15 protein-coding genes and 2 pseudogenes are annotated in these 16,558 nt (G+C 61.8%); 7 read left to right on the top strand and 10 right to left on the bottom strand.

The window, feature by feature from the left end; all coding sequences use genetic code 11:
- Nucleotides 1-121 precede the first annotated feature (121 nt).
- The 3 genes and pseudogenes from AC5ZGW_RS42530 to AC5ZGW_RS42520 form a co-directional block, all read left to right on the top strand.
- Nucleotides 122-343: pseudogene (locus AC5ZGW_RS42530) on the top strand (hypothetical protein); the annotation flags it as partial.
- Between the two features lie 33 nt (nt 344-376).
- Nucleotides 377-811 carry a hypothetical protein gene (locus AC5ZGW_RS42525; RefSeq protein ID WP_130229801.1) on the top strand — a complete coding sequence of 145 codons (435 nt, stop codon included), beginning with the start codon at nt 377-379 and terminating at the stop codon, nt 809-811.
- Complete coding sequence (locus AC5ZGW_RS42520) at nt 744-1,262, top strand: hypothetical protein (RefSeq protein ID WP_207231143.1); 519 nt, start codon at nt 744-746, stop codon at nt 1,260-1,262. Before AC5ZGW_RS42525 ends, AC5ZGW_RS42520 begins: the two co-directional genes overlap by 68 nt.
- Nucleotides 1,263-1,382: 120 nt before the next feature.
- On the opposite strand, the gene AC5ZGW_RS42515 is transcribed toward AC5ZGW_RS42520, so the two are convergent.
- Nucleotides 1,383-1,610, bottom strand: a complete 228-nt coding sequence (locus AC5ZGW_RS42515; protein ID WP_130229800.1) for a hypothetical protein — start codon at nt 1,608-1,610, stop codon at nt 1,383-1,385.
- Nucleotides 1,611-1,867: 257 nt separating this feature from the next.
- On the opposite strand from AC5ZGW_RS42515, the gene AC5ZGW_RS42510 reads away from it, so the two are divergent.
- Complete coding sequence (locus AC5ZGW_RS42510; protein WP_130229799.1) at nt 1,868-3,262, top strand: carbohydrate porin; 1,395 nt, start codon at nt 1,868-1,870, stop codon at nt 3,260-3,262.
- Nucleotides 3,263-3,757: 495 nt separating this feature from the next.
- Here AC5ZGW_RS42510 and AC5ZGW_RS42505 read toward each other — a convergent pair whose 3' ends face one another.
- The 5 genes and pseudogenes from AC5ZGW_RS42505 to AC5ZGW_RS42485 all read right to left on the bottom strand — a co-directional run bounded on the left by AC5ZGW_RS42505 (nt 3,758) and on the right by AC5ZGW_RS42485 (nt 6,818).
- Nucleotides 3,758-4,051 carry a glycosyltransferase family protein gene (locus tag AC5ZGW_RS42505; protein WP_130229798.1) on the bottom strand — a complete coding sequence of 98 codons (294 nt, stop codon included), beginning with the start codon at nt 4,049-4,051 and terminating at the stop codon, nt 3,758-3,760.
- A 259-nt stretch (nt 4,052-4,310) separates the two neighbouring features.
- Nucleotides 4,311-4,670 carry a PRC-barrel domain-containing protein gene (locus AC5ZGW_RS42500; RefSeq protein WP_130229797.1) on the bottom strand — a complete coding sequence of 120 codons (360 nt, stop codon included), beginning with the start codon at nt 4,668-4,670 and terminating at the stop codon, nt 4,311-4,313.
- Between the two features lie 462 nt (nt 4,671-5,132).
- A complete protein-coding gene (locus tag AC5ZGW_RS42495; RefSeq protein ID WP_456646563.1) occupies nt 5,133-5,582 on the bottom strand; it encodes a hypothetical protein in 450 nt (149 codons plus the stop codon).
- Nucleotides 5,574-5,888 (bottom strand): annotated as a pseudogene (locus tag AC5ZGW_RS42490) (MTH938/NDUFAF3 family protein); the annotation flags it as partial. The gene AC5ZGW_RS42495 and the pseudogene AC5ZGW_RS42490, both read right to left, overlap by 9 nt.
- 90 nt (nt 5,889-5,978) lie before the next feature.
- The gene (locus tag AC5ZGW_RS42485; protein WP_207231142.1) at nt 5,979-6,818 is read right to left on the bottom strand and encodes a hypothetical protein; all 840 of its coding nucleotides are present in this window, start codon (nt 6,816-6,818) and stop codon (nt 5,979-5,981) included.
- A gap of 343 nt (nt 6,819-7,161) precedes the next feature.
- Between AC5ZGW_RS42485 and AC5ZGW_RS42480 the strand changes: the two genes are divergently transcribed.
- Nucleotides 7,162-8,016: a PhnA-like protein gene (locus AC5ZGW_RS42480; RefSeq protein ID WP_245475066.1), complete on the top strand. Its 855-nt coding sequence runs from the start codon at nt 7,162-7,164 to the stop codon at nt 8,014-8,016.
- A 1,153-nt stretch (nt 8,017-9,169) separates the two neighbouring features.
- Nucleotides 9,170-9,424, top strand: a complete 255-nt coding sequence (locus AC5ZGW_RS42475; RefSeq protein ID WP_130229794.1) for a hypothetical protein — start codon at nt 9,170-9,172, stop codon at nt 9,422-9,424.
- Nucleotides 9,425-9,965: 541 nt separating this feature from the next.
- Here the strand turns inward: AC5ZGW_RS42475 and AC5ZGW_RS42470 are convergent.
- The 4 genes from AC5ZGW_RS42470 to AC5ZGW_RS42455 form a co-directional block, all read right to left on the bottom strand.
- On the bottom strand, nt 9,966-10,175 hold the full coding sequence (locus tag AC5ZGW_RS42470) for a hypothetical protein (RefSeq protein ID WP_245475065.1): 210 nt from the start codon (nt 10,173-10,175) through the stop codon (nt 9,966-9,968).
- Nucleotides 10,176-10,463: 288 nt separating this feature from the next.
- Nucleotides 10,464-10,775, bottom strand: coding sequence for a hypothetical protein (locus AC5ZGW_RS42465; protein ID WP_130229793.1), 312 nt, complete (start codon nt 10,773-10,775; stop codon nt 10,464-10,466).
- Nucleotides 10,776-11,335: 560 nt separating this feature from the next.
- Nucleotides 11,336-11,572, bottom strand: a complete 237-nt coding sequence (locus AC5ZGW_RS42460) for a filamentous hemagglutinin family protein (protein WP_496114103.1) — start codon at nt 11,570-11,572, stop codon at nt 11,336-11,338.
- 104 nt (nt 11,573-11,676) lie between these two features.
- Nucleotides 11,677-15,099, bottom strand: coding sequence for an autotransporter outer membrane beta-barrel domain-containing protein (locus AC5ZGW_RS42455; protein ID WP_496114102.1), 3,423 nt, complete (start codon nt 15,097-15,099; stop codon nt 11,677-11,679).
- Between the two features lie 401 nt (nt 15,100-15,500).
- Here AC5ZGW_RS42455 and AC5ZGW_RS42450 point away from each other — a divergent pair, with 401 nt between their 5' ends.
- Nucleotides 15,501-16,487, top strand: coding sequence for a hypothetical protein (locus AC5ZGW_RS42450; RefSeq protein WP_130231932.1), 987 nt, complete (start codon nt 15,501-15,503; stop codon nt 16,485-16,487).
- Nucleotides 16,488-16,558: the final 71 nt, after the last annotated feature.

The raw sequence follows: 16,558 nt of genomic DNA, 5'->3' as shown, positions 1-16,558 counted from the left end.
CTCGCCCGGTTCAGCGAACCGGTGCGATCAGTTCACGCCCCATCCTGGGCGGACTTCATCACCACTACGCCCGAGCTTAAGTTTTCGGTACACACAGCGCCTGGCGACATTTGGTATTCCCATCCAACAGCGCCGTCTCTCCGAGATCCCGCGACATGTTCTGCGCGTTAATTGCCAGCGCTGCGAACGAGTGGTCGAGATTCAGAAAGCAGACGCGGTCCGGCTCTTCGGTCAACATTCCGTTTGGAAAGACGTCGGACAGAAGCTCCTCGATCAAACGTGCCAGAATCGCAGCGGTCGCCACGAAGAGGACGGCTGCTGGCCTTCATTCGCAACGAATTGATGCTTCGCCTGCAGTGGCATTTGAGAACCTGTGATGGCTCCCAAGCATCATCCCACGCCCTTGTCAGGAGGCGACCGCAAGGCGCTCGCCAAGGAATTGGGGAAAGCTCGCGCGATGACCACAATTCTCGCCGCGCAGTCGGAGGCGACCCGCCACAAAGGCAACGCACTTATCCGTCAAGCGGACAAACTACTCTGCGAGAGCTGGAACGAACGGATGTGGGCCGACGGTGAGCCCATCGACCCGTCGCCGACCATCGATCAAGCGGTCAACGGCGGCTTCACTTGGCTTGAAATTGAATGCTCTCGCTGCAAGACCCGACGCGACGTCGATCTCGCCGCCCTTCCCCACCCGCCGACCACCTTCGTGCACGACCTGGCTAGACGAGCTTGCCGTCTTCATGGCGGCCCACATACATCGAGGCGATCTTCCGCGGGCTGGCCCCGAGCTTCTCGACGAACGCGATGATGGGGAACGTCTCTGTTTTCTTACACTTCAGCTTAATCCAGCTTTCTTGCCGCCCGGAACGGTAAGGAGCATCGACACGCTTCGCAACGAGACCTTCGAGCCCCATTTTACAGCCGTTGCGGAATATCTCGTCGCCGTCGGCCTCAATATGCTCGACAAAAATGAACGTCTCGGGCGCTTAGCTCAGCAACTCCTGCAAAAGCCGTTTGCGATGGGAATAGGCTGCGTTCCGCAGGTCGTACCCGTCCAGATACAACAGATCAAACGCATGATAACGAATCCGTGCTCTTCTGCGGCCCAAGCTCTCGGCGCAGTTGTTGGAAATCGGGAAGCCTTGGTTTCCGCAGGCCCCGTCTGCTGCCCGGTTCGCTCCCTTATAAAAAAGCGGCCCGCCGGGATGACCGGGCGGGGCCGCTTCGCGATCGAGTCGTTGCTCGATCAGTGCATGTGAACCAACAAATATTCGGCGCCGCCGATCACGATGACGGCGGGAACGGCCCATAGCAGCAATACAGGCATCGTTCGTCCTCCTTGTTTTCCGACCGGCCCGAACGAGGGCCGCCGGATTCAATCACTGTTCGGTGCAGACCTTGGTGGTCTTCACGGCGGATTCGGCTTCCGTCTTGGTCTTGTAGACGCCGTCGCCCACGACCGTCGTGGTGGTCGTCGTCGGCTTGGTGTCGACCACGGTGCACTTCTTGGTCGTGGCATCGCGCACGATGTAGAACTCGGCGGCGCTCGCAGCCTGCGCACCGAGGACGAAAGCGGCGAGAGCGCCGCAGACGATCAGCCTATTCATCTCAGTCTCCTCCATTCTGGCCCCAATTACGAACGGAGGCGCCAAGACAAAGTTCCGGTTATTCCCGGCCTCCTGTCGTTGCAGAGCTACGGCTCGGTTCTCGCGCTGCCGCAAAATCACGGGGGTGGAAAAGCACCTTCCGCAGCTTTTCCCGGATCGAAGCGGAACAAGCTATGGCGCCCCCTCTTGAGTTTGCCGGTCGACCATGTCCCAATGCGACCGCCTTGCGGAGACCTCGGTATGCGGTTCGATTGAACATGGCCATTAAATGCCGGGCGCTGGCCATCCTCGTTGCAGGGCTCCTCGCAAGCGCTCACGCTTTCGCGCAGGAGGACAAGAAGACCGACGAAGACAAGCCCGCCGATCCGGACACCGGCGAGAGCACCGTCGAGGAAAAGACCCTTCAACTTCTGCCGAACCCGTTCCAAAAATATGGGATCAAGTTCGCCGCGACCTACATCGGCGAGACGCTCGGAAATGTCTCCGGCGGGCTGAAGCAGAGAGCGATCTACGAAGGCCGGCTGAACCTCGCGGTCGATGTCGACCTGCAGAAGCTCGCCGGCATCGACAAGCTGACCTTCCACGCCAACATGTTTCAGATTCACGGCGAGGGACTGTCGCGCAACTATCTCGACAATCTCTTCGTCATCAGCGGCATCGAAGCGTTACCGTCGACGCGGCTTTACGAAGCCTATTTCGAGAAGCAGTGGGGCGACAAAAAGGTCTCTCTGAAGTTCGGGCAGCTCGCCGCCGACAGCGAGTTCTTCAACACGAAATACACCGATGTCTTCACCAACGCCTCCATGGGTTGGCCGGCGATCACATCGCTCGACCTGCCCAGCGGCGGTCCGTCGCCGCCGTTGGCAGCAATGGGCACCCGGCTGCTGGTCAACATCACGGATCGGCTATCCGTCCTTGGAGGCATCTTCGACGGCAACCAGGCAGGTCCGGGGCCGGGCGACCCACAAGAACGCAACCGATATGGCGTCAACTTCCGGATCAACGATCCGCCTCTGCTGCTCGGGCAAATCCAATACGCCTGGAACAACAAGAAGGGCGATCCCAATCTGACGGGCCAGATCAAGTTCGGCGGTTGGCGTCACTTCGGGCCATTCTCCGATATTCAACTCGCCAGCAACGGCGTTTCGCTTGCGTCGTCGACCAGCAGCGGTACTCCCCTCGTGTTGGCAGGAGATATCGGAGGATGGGCAGTCTTCGAGCAGCAGATCTATCGCGTGCCCAAGAGCGATGACCGGGGAATTGGCGTGTTCGTTCGCGTCTCGGGTGCTCCCGCCGACCGCAATCTGATCGATCTCTATGCCGACGCCGGAATCGAATTCATCGGCCTTAGCGACAAACGGCCGGACGACAAGTTCGGCATCGCGGCTGGTTACGCGCACGTCTCGAAGCGGGCTCAGGCCCTCGACGCCGACTACCGCGCACTTTTCGGTCCGGCGTGGCCCGTGCGCAGCTTCGAAGGATTGTTGACGGCGGTGTATCAGTATCAGCTAAGGGACGGCTGGACTCTCCAGCCCAATTTCCAATACATCATTCATCCGGGCGGCGGAGCGACGGACCCAGCGGGCCCGATGCCGGGCCGAGCGCTCAAGAACGCGGCAGTCTTCGGCCTGCGCACGACGCTCAAATTCTAGGCGGATCCCGACCGTTTGAGCCGGAACACGGACGACATCGCCAGGCTGCTCGCGGCCTTAGCGCACGTTTCTGCCGACGACAGCCTCGCTCCGGAGCCGCTCGGAGCGTCCCAGATCAAGCCGTCCTGCCGGGACTACCGGGCAGCCGCGTCGCGGGACTCGCGTCCGCCGCCTCTGGGCTCGCTGGTTATCTCCGCCGCAACCATCTTCGCGCGCTCCTTGCAACGGGTACGCAACTCCTCAAGCTCGTCGGCCGAGAGATGAGGCGCTAAAGGCTTATTCATCCGTAGGCAACCAGTTCCAGTGAGGAACGTTCCTCAGGCTCTCTAGCAGGAGGTCGTCCCCGTCGGAGTTCAGCGTGCCAAGTCGGAACCTGCTGCGCCGTCATGAGCTACTTAGCTGGGCTGGGGAAAAAATCTTCTTCGCCCATTCCATATCTGGGGCCCAGCCGCGCGGGTTCGACCGCATGAGCGCCAGCGAGCTTGTCCGGCGCGATCAGTTAGATCGCCCAATCGCTTTGCTCAACGGGATCCCGGACCGGGTGAGCGCCGGCAGGTGCAGCCAGTTGATGTGCGCATGAACGCATCGAAGTCGCGGGCGCGACGCGAGACCACTTCGATCAAGTTCGATCAAGAGTATGCAGGCCGCGTTCGGGTCGACGCGCGGGCGCCCGAGGCGCAGGGCGCGCGGCCACAGCGCATGCAATTCTCCGCGCGTCCTGGAATCGCCGCTCGCGAACAGGGTCACCTCATGCCTGAGATTGACCAGCTCGTCGACCAGCCAGGCCACGAGCCTTCCGTGCCGCCGTAAAGTTGGGCGATCCGCATCGGTCTCCGGCCTCAGCTCTCCGCGACGCTGCGCGAGGTGGTGCATACCAGCGGAAGGCCGGCGACAATCGCGATCAGGACCGTTCCGACCGATACTCGGCATGTCCGTGCGCTCGCCCGCAACGCGCGAAAACCGTTCTCATGTGGCCTCGCAACCGATCGCGACAACGGTGACGCGGCGGCTTCGTTCCTGTGCGCGACGTGCGTGTCGGACCGCCTCGCTAGGCGACCGGCACCCCATAGTAGTCGTCGACCGAGCGCCTCGTTTGCGCGTCCCAACCCCAACTGCTCTCGTCAGCGTATTTTGGGGCGCCGCGGAGCTGATCCTGGGTGACGCCGGTGACATATCCGCCGAGGTTCGTGTCGTACTTCAGCGTTTGCCACGGCAGCGGGTAGTGATCGTCCCCGATGCCGAACAGGCCGCCGAAGCTGAGCACCGCGTAGGACACCTTGCCACCGACCTTGTCGATCATGACGCGCTCGATGTGCCCGACTTTCTGCCCGTCGGACCCGTACACGTTCGTGCCTTCGACCTTATCGCTTCCGATGAGACTGACGGTCTCCCGATCTTCCATGGCCATGTCGACCTCCTGGAGGTTGCTGTCTTCGGAGTCAACGGAAGCGACAGCGCATCCGTTCCTGAAGCGCGACAAGGTGATCCCGCGCCGCCATTGCACGGCTCGCACCGCGGGAGGACGGTGTTGTGCTGCGCTACTGTGATCTTTGTCTAAGCCCTTGAACGCTGGTTGTCCTCTGTGGCGCCAGAAACTCCCCTGGCGATGGCCTAACCCTGCCCCGGTCTGCGCAGCGGCACCTCCTCTGATGCATCGCGCGACCGACCGCGAGCGCTGACCGCATCTTAGAAGCAGCGTTTGCCTCCCGAGAGACTTCCGATGCTTAGACACCCCTTGCGAAAATCCGATTTCCTTTCGGAGAAGTCAGGGATTTGAATTGAGGTACAGGTGGCGCCCACGTGCCTACGCCCGCTCGCCCGCGACGGCCCCGTTGGCTGCCCGTTCGTTCGAATTCACCAAAAACTTGGCTCAAAGAGCTCGGCTGCGGAGCAACTCTCGGTTTGGCGAAAACCTGTTGGCGACTTTTAATGCGCTGGGCTCGTCCGTCTCCAAGGCAACCTTTTGGGCAAGAATGACATCCCCCGCCGGCAGGCGGCCAAGCGGCATGAAACACAAACCGGTCTTTAGACGGCCCGCATCGTCGATCTCATAAACGTTCGGCGGAATTGTACCATAATAGATGCGGTATCGTTTTCCGCTGTCGCAACCGACAACCTCGAAACAGCCTGAGTCATCGAATTGCTCTCGTTGGTCTGGCGATAGCCGGTCCCGCATAAGCCGCAAGCCCCGCGCTTCGCTCGTATCTTCGGCTAGAACTTTCCGGTACAGTTTGCGCAGAGACTTGATGCGCGACCAAGCCTCCACTGGAGGGGACACGTGAAACAGCCCGATCCTCTTTGCGTGCGACTGGTTGAACATCCGGATCGCCTCGGCTGTGGGCTTCAACAAGACCTCGCAGCCCTTCCGTTCGAAATAGGCTTCGGCCTCCGGTGATAGGTGGACGACGTTGCCCATCTGACCCGAGCCAATGACGACCTGGTCGCATCCTTTCTCAAAGAGAAATTTCGCCTCGACCTTTGAAAGTACGTGCGAGGTACCATAAAACTTCTTTGATAACTTCTTTTTCCGCTTCACAACCTTGCCGGAAAGGCGAATGACCACGTCGTGCTCATACGTCTTTCCATTAATCGTAATCGCGCCAAATCTGGTGCTCTCAATCCTCATCGCGACCTCCTTCTAATCGGCTCCTCCCCCAACGCGCAGCGGTGAGGCGCCATAAAGTCTTTCCTCGAACCAAGTTTATGAAGCTTCTGACTACGTCCGCAACGGCCCTTGGATCGCGGTAGGGATGCCCGTTGCTGGGCACACCCCGCACAGATCCGGACAAGCCCGATTCGCGCATCCGGCTCTTACCTCGAGTGTTTCATGGCGAAGCCGCTGGTCGGGCCAGGGATGAAGGATGCGCGGCGCGGGAAGCCAGCTGGCGACCAGCTTCGTCATCCGGTCCCAGGTAAAGCCGTCTTTCTGGCCGCGCCGCCGAAGCGTGCGGCGCCAGACGTCGGCCACGTAATGCCCGAACGCTGAGGGCGCCCGACTATTTGTGGGCACGGCATAATAGGCGAAGTGGCCTGTAACGACTTGCCTCAACCAGTGTCCCTGAGACGGGATAGACTGGTGCATTCTTTGCCGCAGCTCCGCCTTGATTTCCCGCAGCTTCGCCCGCATGCGGTCGCGCCGGGTCTTCCGCTGTAATTGGAAGGCGCCCCGTCGAGATTTGCCGCAGATGAAGGTGAAGTCCAAGAACGCGAAGGTCTCCGGTCTACCGACGCCGCGCTTCTTGCGCTCGGCTGACGCGTGGTGGCCGAACTCAATCAAGCGGGTCTTGCCCGATGGAGCGACAGCAAGAATGCCCCGATCCTCAAAATTGCGCGCCAGTCCTGCCAGGTCCCCCGTCGACTCCCGCGGCTGTGTCGGCTGGCCCAGCTCGACGTCGCGATATGCGCCCACGATCTGCATGCGGCGCATTGTCGACCGCGGCATGCGAATGCGGTGGGTGTTCTGGCCGACGAAGTTCGCGAGCCGCTGAACGTTTTCCACAAACAACGCCCGCCATTCGGCCGGGTCAATCGACAGGGTCGCTGGTTTGTCAGTCATGCTGCCTCTTCCTCACTGGAATTGATGCGTGGGCACCCCAACCAGGTTGGCGGCCCCAGTGGCGAACTGGGGCCGTTTGAGCCAGCACATTTGCCCGCTCGACCTGAATGCGACTCGTGGACGGCTCGGAATTTGGAATGGAAAAGCAGCTGCCTGTGTTAGCTGGACGAAGCAGTAATCTCGCAAGCGTAGGAACATCGTTGAAAAGAGGAGGTTACGGACCCAAGTTCTTTTTTAGAAGGCACTCCAAATGGCCTATTCCCCGGAAGTGGGTCGTCCAAGCGACCACCGAAATCCTCCCCAGGCGAGTGCAGTCGCTCCCGCCGACGAGGTCCGCACCATCATGCTGAATGAGATCTCTTGGGGCGCCGTCTTCGCCGGTGCCACGATTGCTCTTGTAGTGCAGATAATCCTGAATATGGTTGGCGTCGGCGTAGGCCTATCGACCATCGACGTCGCGGCCGGAGATACGCCGAGCGCCGGGTCACTTTCCATCGCGGCCGGTATCTGGTGGGTTCTATCCGGAATAATTGCGGCTGCAGTTGGAGGCTACATCGCTGGGCGGCTTTCAGGAAAGGCATCGCGATCGACAACTGCCTATCACGGGCTTATTGCATGGGCGGTTTCGACCCTCGTTGTCGTGTACCTGCTCTCATCGGCCGCCTCGGGTCTGATCGGCGGCGCCCTGAGCACGGCATCGTCGGCACTCGGAGGAGCTGGCAAAGCGGTCGGCGGGTCCGTTCAAACTGCGGTCCAGACCGCGGCGCCTTCCTTGAACAACGTGAGCGATCCCATGGCGACCATCGAGAACAAGGTTCGCAGCGCCTCGGGCGGCCAGGATCCCGCAGCGCTCCGAGAAGCCGCAGCAACAGCCGTTCGTGCGGCGCTGTCGGGAGACCCCGCACAACAGGCCGCTGCGACGGATAAGGCTGCTGATGCTCTGGCCAAGGCGCAGAATATTTCTCGCGATGAGGCGAAGGCTCAGGTTGCACAGTACCAACAGCAATACCGAGAAGCGATTGCCAAAGCCAAAATACAAGCAAAGCAGGCGGCGGATACAACAGCCAAGACGGTGTCGCGCGGTGCTCTGTTCGGTGCTTTGGCTCTTCTGCTTGGTGCTCTGGCCGCGTTTTTTGCAGGCCAAGTTAGTGCAGTAACGCCGACAGTGACGCGTGGATCAGCTCGGTCATTGACTTGAACTGGAATGTTTGCCGCTCCGCGCGTTAAAAGTCGGGAGCGGAGTATTTAGAAGGATCGCTGCATATGCGAGCAACTGTTTTGATCATAGTCACCCTGGCAAGCGGCGCGGCGCTGCCTGCCTCGGCGCAACAGCAAACCGTGCCGAACCCCCAGATGCAGGAGGAGGCGGACAAGGGCGCTAAGACACGGCAATCGGGTGAGTCAGGTTACGTCGGCGAGCAGGAAAAGCCGGGAGGCTCTGCCCATGCTCCTGGACGATCTGGCGAAAGCAAAGCGCCTCCCACCACGAACGGGGGAACGGGCGGCACTGCGAGCGAAAGACCCCCTAAGTAAAGGTGGGCAAAGACACCTGCGTTTGGTCAGACGTCGTAGAGCGCATTTGGCTCCGGCGGAGCTCCATCGCGTGGCCTTACTGCTCGGGACGACGACGAAGCTTCCTGATAATTTCCCGTAGATCGTCCGCGTACTCTTTGATGGCGCGCCTCATCCAAGCGCGACGGCTTGGGCTCCGGCGCTTCCTGATCCGGTCGAAGCTCTTCTGGAGGTTGCTTCATGGCCTGACGGTCGGAGAAATCAAGTTGCGCCTTTTGATCCAGATCAAGGTAGCCGGTGTCTGCCAGGCCAGGCATCGTAGAGCGGCTTTTACTTCGAGCGTTCCGCAGCGGCGGGCACTCTTCCGCGACGATATGTGACAGCTTCGTCCATCGTCTCTCATCTCCATCACTCGCGCGGCAAAGTCGTTGGAGCGAGGAACGTTTGCTTGCATTTGTGGTTGCGGGGCAAATGGGGCCTCCGCTTCGGAGTCTTGCGATGACCAATTTCGATGACGTCCTCGTCCAATGTCCGCGCTGTAGCGCCTGGCCAATGGTCGTGACCGGCTCGCAGGGGCCATGGACCAGTTCTGGCCTGACCTATAGATGCCCGCGTTGCCATGCTGAACGGAACTCGTCTCCAGACGACAGCCGGGTCCGGACCATAACTCCGCCGGAGTCGAAGCCCGTTCACCCGTGAGCCCGGTTGGACGTTCGCCGTCAATACGCATGTAATCTCGTGGCCGGTATAACGATGGCGCCACTTCCGAATACGTATCGGCCGAACTTCCGGCATCACCTGAAGGTTCACTCCTTTCGCATCTTCACGGTCATCGTCGCATGGCTGCTCATGTCGCAGCCTTCTATGAGAAGCCAGAGTTGCTCACCAGCGCCCAACGCTTCCTGCAACGTGGCATAGAAGCCATCGGCGACGCGATCCCGCCGCCGTGGGGACCACGGATTGAGTTCGTCTTCCGAGAGATCGGCGGTTTGATCTGGCTTCAGATCACGATGTTTGTGCTTGTACTTCGAGTGGTGCTGTCGATTATCGCTGCGATGTGGCGATTTGGATTACGCCGAGAGCGCGGCCTCTAATCTCGGGAAATGCAGCAGCTGTCGCAAGTGGAGCTCACGCGTTGGTCGCGACCATAGTCCTTCCCGCCGGGCGAGCGGGTCGCCTGTCCAGGAGATGGGGGACTGTTTCTTGCGGCGGCCGCGGCCCGCCCAACGTACCGCGCTTCGAGGAGGCGAAGTCCGCCCCTCCAACTCATATTCTGAAGTCGTCCATCCGCCGCGTGATTCCAACTGTTTGCCAGCCAGCGCGGGCACTTGCCCCGACCGGCAGGGGTCCCAGCCGGATCATCGGAGTTCGATATTTGGGAGCGACTCGGGGATACGGTCGCCGCGGAAATAGGCCGTTTTGTTCGATTCAATCTGACGCACGATCCGTCGTCCAACATGCCTGTCGTGAGGCATCAGCCGAATCCACAATCTGGGGGACAGGCCTCCTACGCAGCCATTGGCCATTTTCTTCGAGATGGGGCAAACGGGCCCGAGCACCGCCCTCTCCTCGAGTTGATCGGCGCGTTGATCCAAATTAATCGCACGCCGCTGCCAGTCGACTGATGCACGACAATCAGGCCGACCACTTCTCTTGTTCGCGGCGGGCTTCGTCCTCATTGAGGCGCTCGGCCACGTCATCAGCGATAGGTGAATCTTTAGTGTCCGCGATCGGCGTGCCGTCCTGCTTCTTCATCTTTTTGCCTTCGGCACCCACCGGAAAATCATTGGGCTTTAGCGGCTTCTTTGAAGTCGATATCGTGTCTTCCTCCTTCTGCGGCGACACAATAACACCCGCTCTACAAACGACCTAGCGAGGGCAGCCACGGGAATGCACCCTGCTGCTTCCCGGAACGAGTTTAGACCAGGCGTCATCAGTTCCCGCCCATATCAGCTTGGAGTATTTGCGCCGATGGCACGAAACGAGGAATCTCCACTGAATCGCCGATGATCGGCGGATTTATCTGGCGATCGCTCTCGCCGCAGACCGAAGCCAATCTCGTCGCAAGTCGGGAGGCACACAGCATATGGCCTCAGCTCCGAGCAGGAGCCGAGGCTAGACGCTAGGCCGGAACTACTTCTTCATGACTCCTCCTGGCGATGCGGCATCGCCCTTACGATCGGGAGCCCCGGCCGGGCCGGCCCCCTGGGTGCTCGGCTCTTTGGCGGATGGAGCCGAGCTTTGCGCGGCGGGTCCGGTCCCGCTGTTCTTCATGTTCGCGCCGCCACCGGTCGTCGAGCCACTCATGGATTCTCCCGTGGTGGTTTTGCTCGCAGCCGGCCCGCCAGCTTGCGAGCTACCACCGGCGCTGCTGCCGGATTGAGCCATCGCCACGGTGGACGACAATGCAAATATTGCGGCTAAGCTGATCGTCTTGATCTTCATCGTTTCCTCACAGAGCTGCTGCACCCGCTGCGCCAACCGACACCACGATGATCCGTTCCTCTCGCCAATTGCAGTTGGCACGAAAGATCGCACCTCCAATTGAACAGCCTTTCCTTGTGGAGCTATTGAGCAACGTTCCAGCGTAGAAAGCCGGCGGCGATCGGCGCCAAAGCGCCATGTTCGGGATTTATCGACCCGCAACTTGCAGTCCCGGTCGATCGAGTCCCTGCCGAAACACGCTGGATCCATTAGCTCAAATTCGACGGTTATCGCGTACAATTGCACCTCAGCCTTGACGACGCGTCCTTCCCACGTAGATCTTTCCATATCACTCATTGTCCGGCGCGATTGCGCCGCTCGTTGTTGGTCAGCAAGTGCTCTTGCTCGCTGGTCAATCGCCGAGACCGATCACTTGAAGGCGACGAGCGCTGCGCGCGACTGGAGCGACGGTTGGGCGTTTCACCCTCCGGCGTTCCGCCGCTGCTCAGGAATTCGACCACGATGATCGAAGGACGATCGTTAGTGCTGGCGCGGCCGGCTGAGCCTTTGCGTCGCTGCGGTCATGTTATTGCCGGTGACCAATGCCGTGACCGGCGGCGCCTGCACCGTCGGAAGGCCGGTCGCGGAGCCCTGCACGTGGAGATATTCGCGGCATTGATGAGATTGACGTTGCCAGACACGCGAATGCCGGCTTCGCCCGCATCAATGATCCCGAGCGGCGCGATCAGGTCGATATCGCCCGGCGGTGCCTCGGGAATCGCGTTCAGGGCGGTGATACCCGCGCCCGAGCTCGGCACGTTCGGCGACAGCGTCACGGCCGGAGATGGACCCAGCCGTGACAACACAAAAGCCCCAGCAGCAAAAGCTGGCGACGCGCTGCTTTAGTATACCAAACAGACCTTCAGAAGCTGACCCTGATCTGCGCTGATCCGCCGATGCGGTTGGCGTTGGCGGAAAGTTCTCCGTCGAGGTTGAGGCCGAGCGTGACGCATTCGCTGAGGCGGGCACTGGTGCCGGCGGCGATAAGCGCGCTGTTGCGATCGGCTGCCGCGCCCGTGGCCCTGAAGGCGGCGGAGGACAGCCCCACCAGGCTCGCCGTTAGGTCGCTCTCGCGCTGGAAGTGATGTGCCCAGGCCGCGCGGACATAGCCGGTGGCGGGAACGCCGCCGAAGAGGCCGTCGGCGTCGAGCTGTAGGCCGAACTCGCTGCGCGAGGTGGTCTCGCTACGCCTGCTCAAGGCGAGCGCCCCCGCGCTGGCACCCGCCCAGTTCGCCTCGACGACCGCCGGATTGCGGACGTGCGTCGCCTGCAGTGCGGCCAGGGGCGAGAGGCTGAGTCCGTTCCAGGTGACGGCGGCCGCGCTCGCCTGCAGCCGACCGCTCCAGGCCGTGGTCTCGTAGGATGAGGACAGGCTCGAGCCCAGCGCCGGGATGCTGCGGCTGCCGTCGTTTTCGAGCCTTGCGTACCCCGCTGCGGCGCCGAGCCTGACCGGGCCGAGTTGGGTCGTGCCGTAGAGTCCGGCCTGGAAGACATCGGCATCGACCTTGCCGACGAGCCCGGACAGCGAGGCGCGGGCCTTGCCGCCGGCGACGGCGAGGCCGGCGATCGTGCCCGGCGTCAGTCGCATATCGATGCCGGTGGCGAGATGGGTATCGTCGATGGTGCGTCGGGCCGAACCGATCGCGGCGTCGCCGTCGGTGCGGCCATGCGAACCGAAGGCCGAGCCCCAGACCGAATAACCGGACGCATCGAGCTGCGACGCGACGCCCGTTTTCTCGTTGCCTTTGTGGACCAGCCCGGACAGGGTCGCAGATCCCGTGCCTGCTGCACTGGCACCAAGTCGCCCTGCCGCCATCGGATCGAGCATCGCGCGTAGGAATTGGTCGGCTGCTACCTTGGCCATAGCCGGGGCGGCGGTGTGTATCTCTCCGGAAAGCTGGTTGATCGCAGCTGGGATCACCGCAGCCGGCAGGTTGTAGATCGCGAACAGCAGGGAGGGATCGCCCCCAGCCGCGACGGCCGTGTCGATCGCCGTTGCCACCGAATAGGCATTGGCTGGCGCGACGCCCGCGGGATTGAGAGCACCAACGGTCGGCGCCAGCTGCTGGGGCGTGAGCGTCAGTTGGACGTCGGTCGGAGTATAGTCCATCGCCATCGCGACTCCGACGCCGAACGTGCCGGTCACATCGACGGGGCTGAACGTGCCGGTGCGGCCGCCAGCCGCCGAAAGCAGCGTATAGGGCGTGTTGAAAACATAGGGGCCGCCGAGCGGAATGATCTTGAGCGTGCCGGCGAGCGCGGCCGTGCCGGTGACGTTGATCCGATCCGAGACCGCGCCCTGTATCTCCGCCTCGTAAACTGAGCCTGCACCGAGCGTCAGATTGCCGTTCACGGTCAACGTTCCCGGCGAATTGCCTGGAGCCAGGATGCCGCCATTGACGACTGTCGTAGGGAGCGCGCCGGAGCCGCCAAGCCGTGCCCCCGCTGCCACCGTCACGCCTGACGACGACGCGATCGACCCGTTCACGACCAGCTTCCCCTCATTGACGAGGGTCGAGCCGGTATAGGCGCTATTGCCTTCCAATGTCAGGGTGCCCGAAGTCTCCTTGACCAGAGACAGACGGCCAACCCCATCCTCCAGATATCCCTTGAAAGAGCCGGACCCCACACTGAGCGTTGCGGAACCGGCTACATTGTTGCTGATACGGCCTGCGCTCCCCTGCAGATAAGGCAACCGCAAGTCGAACCCGCCGACATTCAGTGTTCCGCCGGCCATGGTCAGGCCGCCCGTGCCGAGCGCATCTGCGGCCGCTAGCGTGACCGAACCGTCTGCGATAGTCGTGCCGCCCGAATAGGAGTTCGCCGCGCTCAACAGCAGCGATCCCGGGCCCGCCTTGGTGAGCGCGCCGGTCCCGCTGATCACGCCGGATTGCAGCAATGTGTGGGTCGAATCCGCGACATCGATCGTGCCGCCTCCCGGACCCAGAGTGATCGTGCGGGCAAGAACCGGAAATCCCGTTCCGGTCACGCGGAGGGCTCCACCGTCGAAGCTCAGGCCCGCGGCACCGGCGCCCAGACTGCCATTCGATGCAACCGACAATGTACCGCCGTTAATGGACCATGGCGTGGCATTCGAGGTGGTGCCAATCAGGGTCCAGGTTGCGGCCCCCAGCTTTTCGAACGACGCGAAGCCGCGATATTGCCCGGATGCGCCGACCTCCGAGATGTCGAATGAAGCGTCATTCGTCCCGCCAAGGGCGAGCGTTCCGCTGGCGCCCGCACCGGTATCGACCACAACATTGCCGGTGATCGCGGAATAGGTCCCGCGAGCATTCGCGGCTTGCAGTTCAAGCCGGTTCACACCGCCGCTGAACAATATCGCATTGGCTCGCGGGCCGGCGCCCCCATCCGCCAAACCGCCACTGATCGACCCGGCATTGGTGACCGACAGATCCGAACCTGAAATGCCGATCCCGCCCAAGCCAGCGGCGCCCGTCGTCGTAGTGTTATAGATGGATCCGCCTGCACCGCCGTTGCCGCCCAAAATAGTCCCGCTGTTGAAGATGGTGTTGCCCGATCCGTGGATGGCATCTCCACCCGCCCCTCCGGAACTGGCGGGCGCGTCGTATGAGCTGCCGCCTCTTCCGCCCGCACCGCCAATGATCGTGCCGGCCGAATTGATGACCTGGCCGGAGCCCAGCACCCCGGCTCCCCCTGCTCCTCCATCCCCTCCGGCGATCGTTGACCCCTGTAGAGCCCCTCCCCAACCACCGCCGATCCCTCCCGCTCCACCCGCGAGGGTGCCAGACAACAGATCGAGACGAGAGCCCGCGGCGGTGAAGCCGACGCCTGCGCCTCCGCCGCCTCCAAACCCGCCGCCGATATTCGTAACTGCGTTGAGAGAGGCCGGACCATACCCATTACCGCCGGCCCCGCCGCTGATTGCACCCGATGTTCTGACATCGACCACGATCGCGCCTGCTCCGGTGGCGAGAATGCCGTAACCGCCGGCGCCGCCACCGCCACCGCCACCCTCTAATGCCAATCCGCCGCGGCCACCGACACCTCCGGCGAAGGAGCTGTTGACATTCACAGGCCCGCCGGCAGCGACCAGGCCGCTTCCGCCGCCGCCACCGCCGCTGCCGCTCTGGCCCGGGCCCGCGGAACCGTTGCCGTCTCCCCCTTTGCCACCGTTGCTGAAGTGCCCGTCCACGCCAGCTGCACCGCCGGCTGAGCCGGAGGATGAGATGCCGCCAGCTTGACCGGCCCCGCCTCCTCCTCCGCCGCCGCCTCCGGTGCCGCCGCTGCCTGGACTTCCAGCCATAAAGGGCCCGCCGCCTGCACCGCCCGGCTGGGCGCCGCTGCCAAATCCGCCATTGCCTCCGGACTGGGCAGCAGCAAGGTGAGGCGCAAATAGGACAAGGATAACAACGGCGTGAGCAATTCCGCGCAGCTGCGAACGTCGCACGTTCCTTGTAATGAAACGGGAGCTCTGCACGAACCGAGATTTGTCAACGATCTTCATCGGGCACCATTTTTACCCGGCGCCAGACGAGGAGGCGGTCATGTTGATTAAGTCAACGTTCATGGGGCCTAGTGAAGGTCGGGAGCATAGAAAAGCGTGAGGAGTACGACCCGCGTAAACCGAGGGAAGCCGCGTAGGATTAACCGCTTCTCGTACAGATGCCGGAAACGGCGAAGTCCAAACTTTGCAGGTATCTCACGATGAACAACGGTTTCGAGCCAGCTTGTAACTCCGGGCGCCTTCATCCCGTGGTGGCTGCTTATGCGGAATGGCCGGTTTGGCGCCGAGCGGGAGACCTGCTCCGCTTGGCATCATTCCGCCCCGCTTTGCATGCCCACTGCAAGGCGATGATGCAGCCGCCGGAGAGCGCTTGGCCGGCGGATAAGTTCTTCGGGCAGAAGCTGCGCTATCTCGTTTCCTATGCCTTGATCGGTCAAGATGCCCGTTGGCGGAGGAGCGGAGGAGAGCTGCCGACGCTCTCCTCACTTCAACGGGCGGCGCATGCGAGCGCCCGGCAGGTATCTAATCTCGTCGCATCGTTGAAGTTGGGCGGGTATGTCGTCGCAATCCGCTCTTCTGACGATCGGCGCGTTGTGCGGCTGCAGCCTACGATGACGCTAAGCCTGGAAATTGCTCGCTCCCCACTGGCGTTTCTGGAAGCCTCCGAGCTCATTGATCCCCCGCCAAGACCACTCGCCACACAACTGCGCGCCGAAGGCGACACGCTGGGCGACTGGCTCGGCTATTCCTACGATCTGTTCGTCCAGCAAGACCTCTACTTTACGCCTTTCGTGAACATTGTTCGGCTGACTGAACAGGATTGCGGCTACCCGGTTCTCTCGGCCGTGCTGAGTGCGCATTATGGCGGCGGCATCAGTAAGGCTGAACCTGTGCTACTTTCCTACGGCGCACTGGCAGAGCGCTTCCGTCTCTCACGCCAGCATATCGGCAATATCTTCAATGAGGCTGAGAGACGCGGCTGCTTTGCAGTTGATCCCGGCGGCCGCACAGTGACGGTCATGCCCGACTTTCTGTGGGAGTTCGAAACCTGGGCCGCAGGTCAGATCGCCTTGTATCGCTTAATCGCAGAGCAAGTCAGCCAAGATCGATACGGTCAGGAGATTGATGCTTTACACCGTAGTGCGCCACAAGCTGACCTTGGCGCGTTGCCCGGAAGCGGACGCTAGGTCGTGTGGACTCTTGGGATTCTCAAATCAGATTGAACGTGATTCAAGGCTTTGTTTTAGGAGGAAGCCTT

Source organism: Bradyrhizobium sp. Crot121, assembly GCF_059512385.1.
The sequence above is the reverse complement of the archived record's forward strand: the minus strand, read 5'-3'. Positions and strand labels throughout refer to the sequence as shown.

Bases quoted from the DNA above. Each gene is read 5' to 3' on its own strand.
- AC5ZGW_RS42465 (WP_130229793.1), bottom strand. From the start codon at position 10,775: ATGAAGATCAAGACGATCAGCTTAGCCGCAATATTTGCATTGTCGTCC.
- AC5ZGW_RS42510 (WP_130229799.1), top strand. From the start codon at position 1,868: ATGGCCATTAAATGCCGGGCGCTGGCCATCCTCGTTGCAGGGCTCCTC.
- AC5ZGW_RS42455 (WP_496114102.1), bottom strand. From the start codon at position 15,099: ATGGCTGGAAGTCCAGGCAGCGGCGGCACCGGAGGCGGCGGCGGAGGA.
- AC5ZGW_RS42450 (WP_130231932.1), top strand. From the start codon at position 15,501: ATGAACAACGGTTTCGAGCCAGCTTGTAACTCCGGGCGCCTTCATCCC.
- AC5ZGW_RS42520 (WP_207231143.1), top strand. From the start codon at position 744: ATGGCGGCCCACATACATCGAGGCGATCTTCCGCGGGCTGGCCCCGAG.
- AC5ZGW_RS42515 (WP_130229800.1), bottom strand. From the start codon at position 1,610: ATGAATAGGCTGATCGTCTGCGGCGCTCTCGCCGCTTTCGTCCTCGGT.
- AC5ZGW_RS42495 (WP_456646563.1), bottom strand. From the start codon at position 5,582: ATGTTCAACCAGTCGCACGCAAAGAGGATCGGGCTGTTTCACGTGTCC.
- AC5ZGW_RS42480 (WP_245475066.1), top strand. From the start codon at position 7,162: ATGCTGAATGAGATCTCTTGGGGCGCCGTCTTCGCCGGTGCCACGATT.
- AC5ZGW_RS42485 (WP_207231142.1), bottom strand. From the start codon at position 6,818: ATGACTGACAAACCAGCGACCCTGTCGATTGACCCGGCCGAATGGCGG.
- AC5ZGW_RS42500 (WP_130229797.1), bottom strand. From the start codon at position 4,670: ATGGCCATGGAAGATCGGGAGACCGTCAGTCTCATCGGAAGCGATAAG.
- AC5ZGW_RS42525 (WP_130229801.1), top strand. From the start codon at position 377: ATGGCTCCCAAGCATCATCCCACGCCCTTGTCAGGAGGCGACCGCAAG.
- AC5ZGW_RS42475 (WP_130229794.1), top strand. From the start codon at position 9,170: ATGGCTGCTCATGTCGCAGCCTTCTATGAGAAGCCAGAGTTGCTCACC.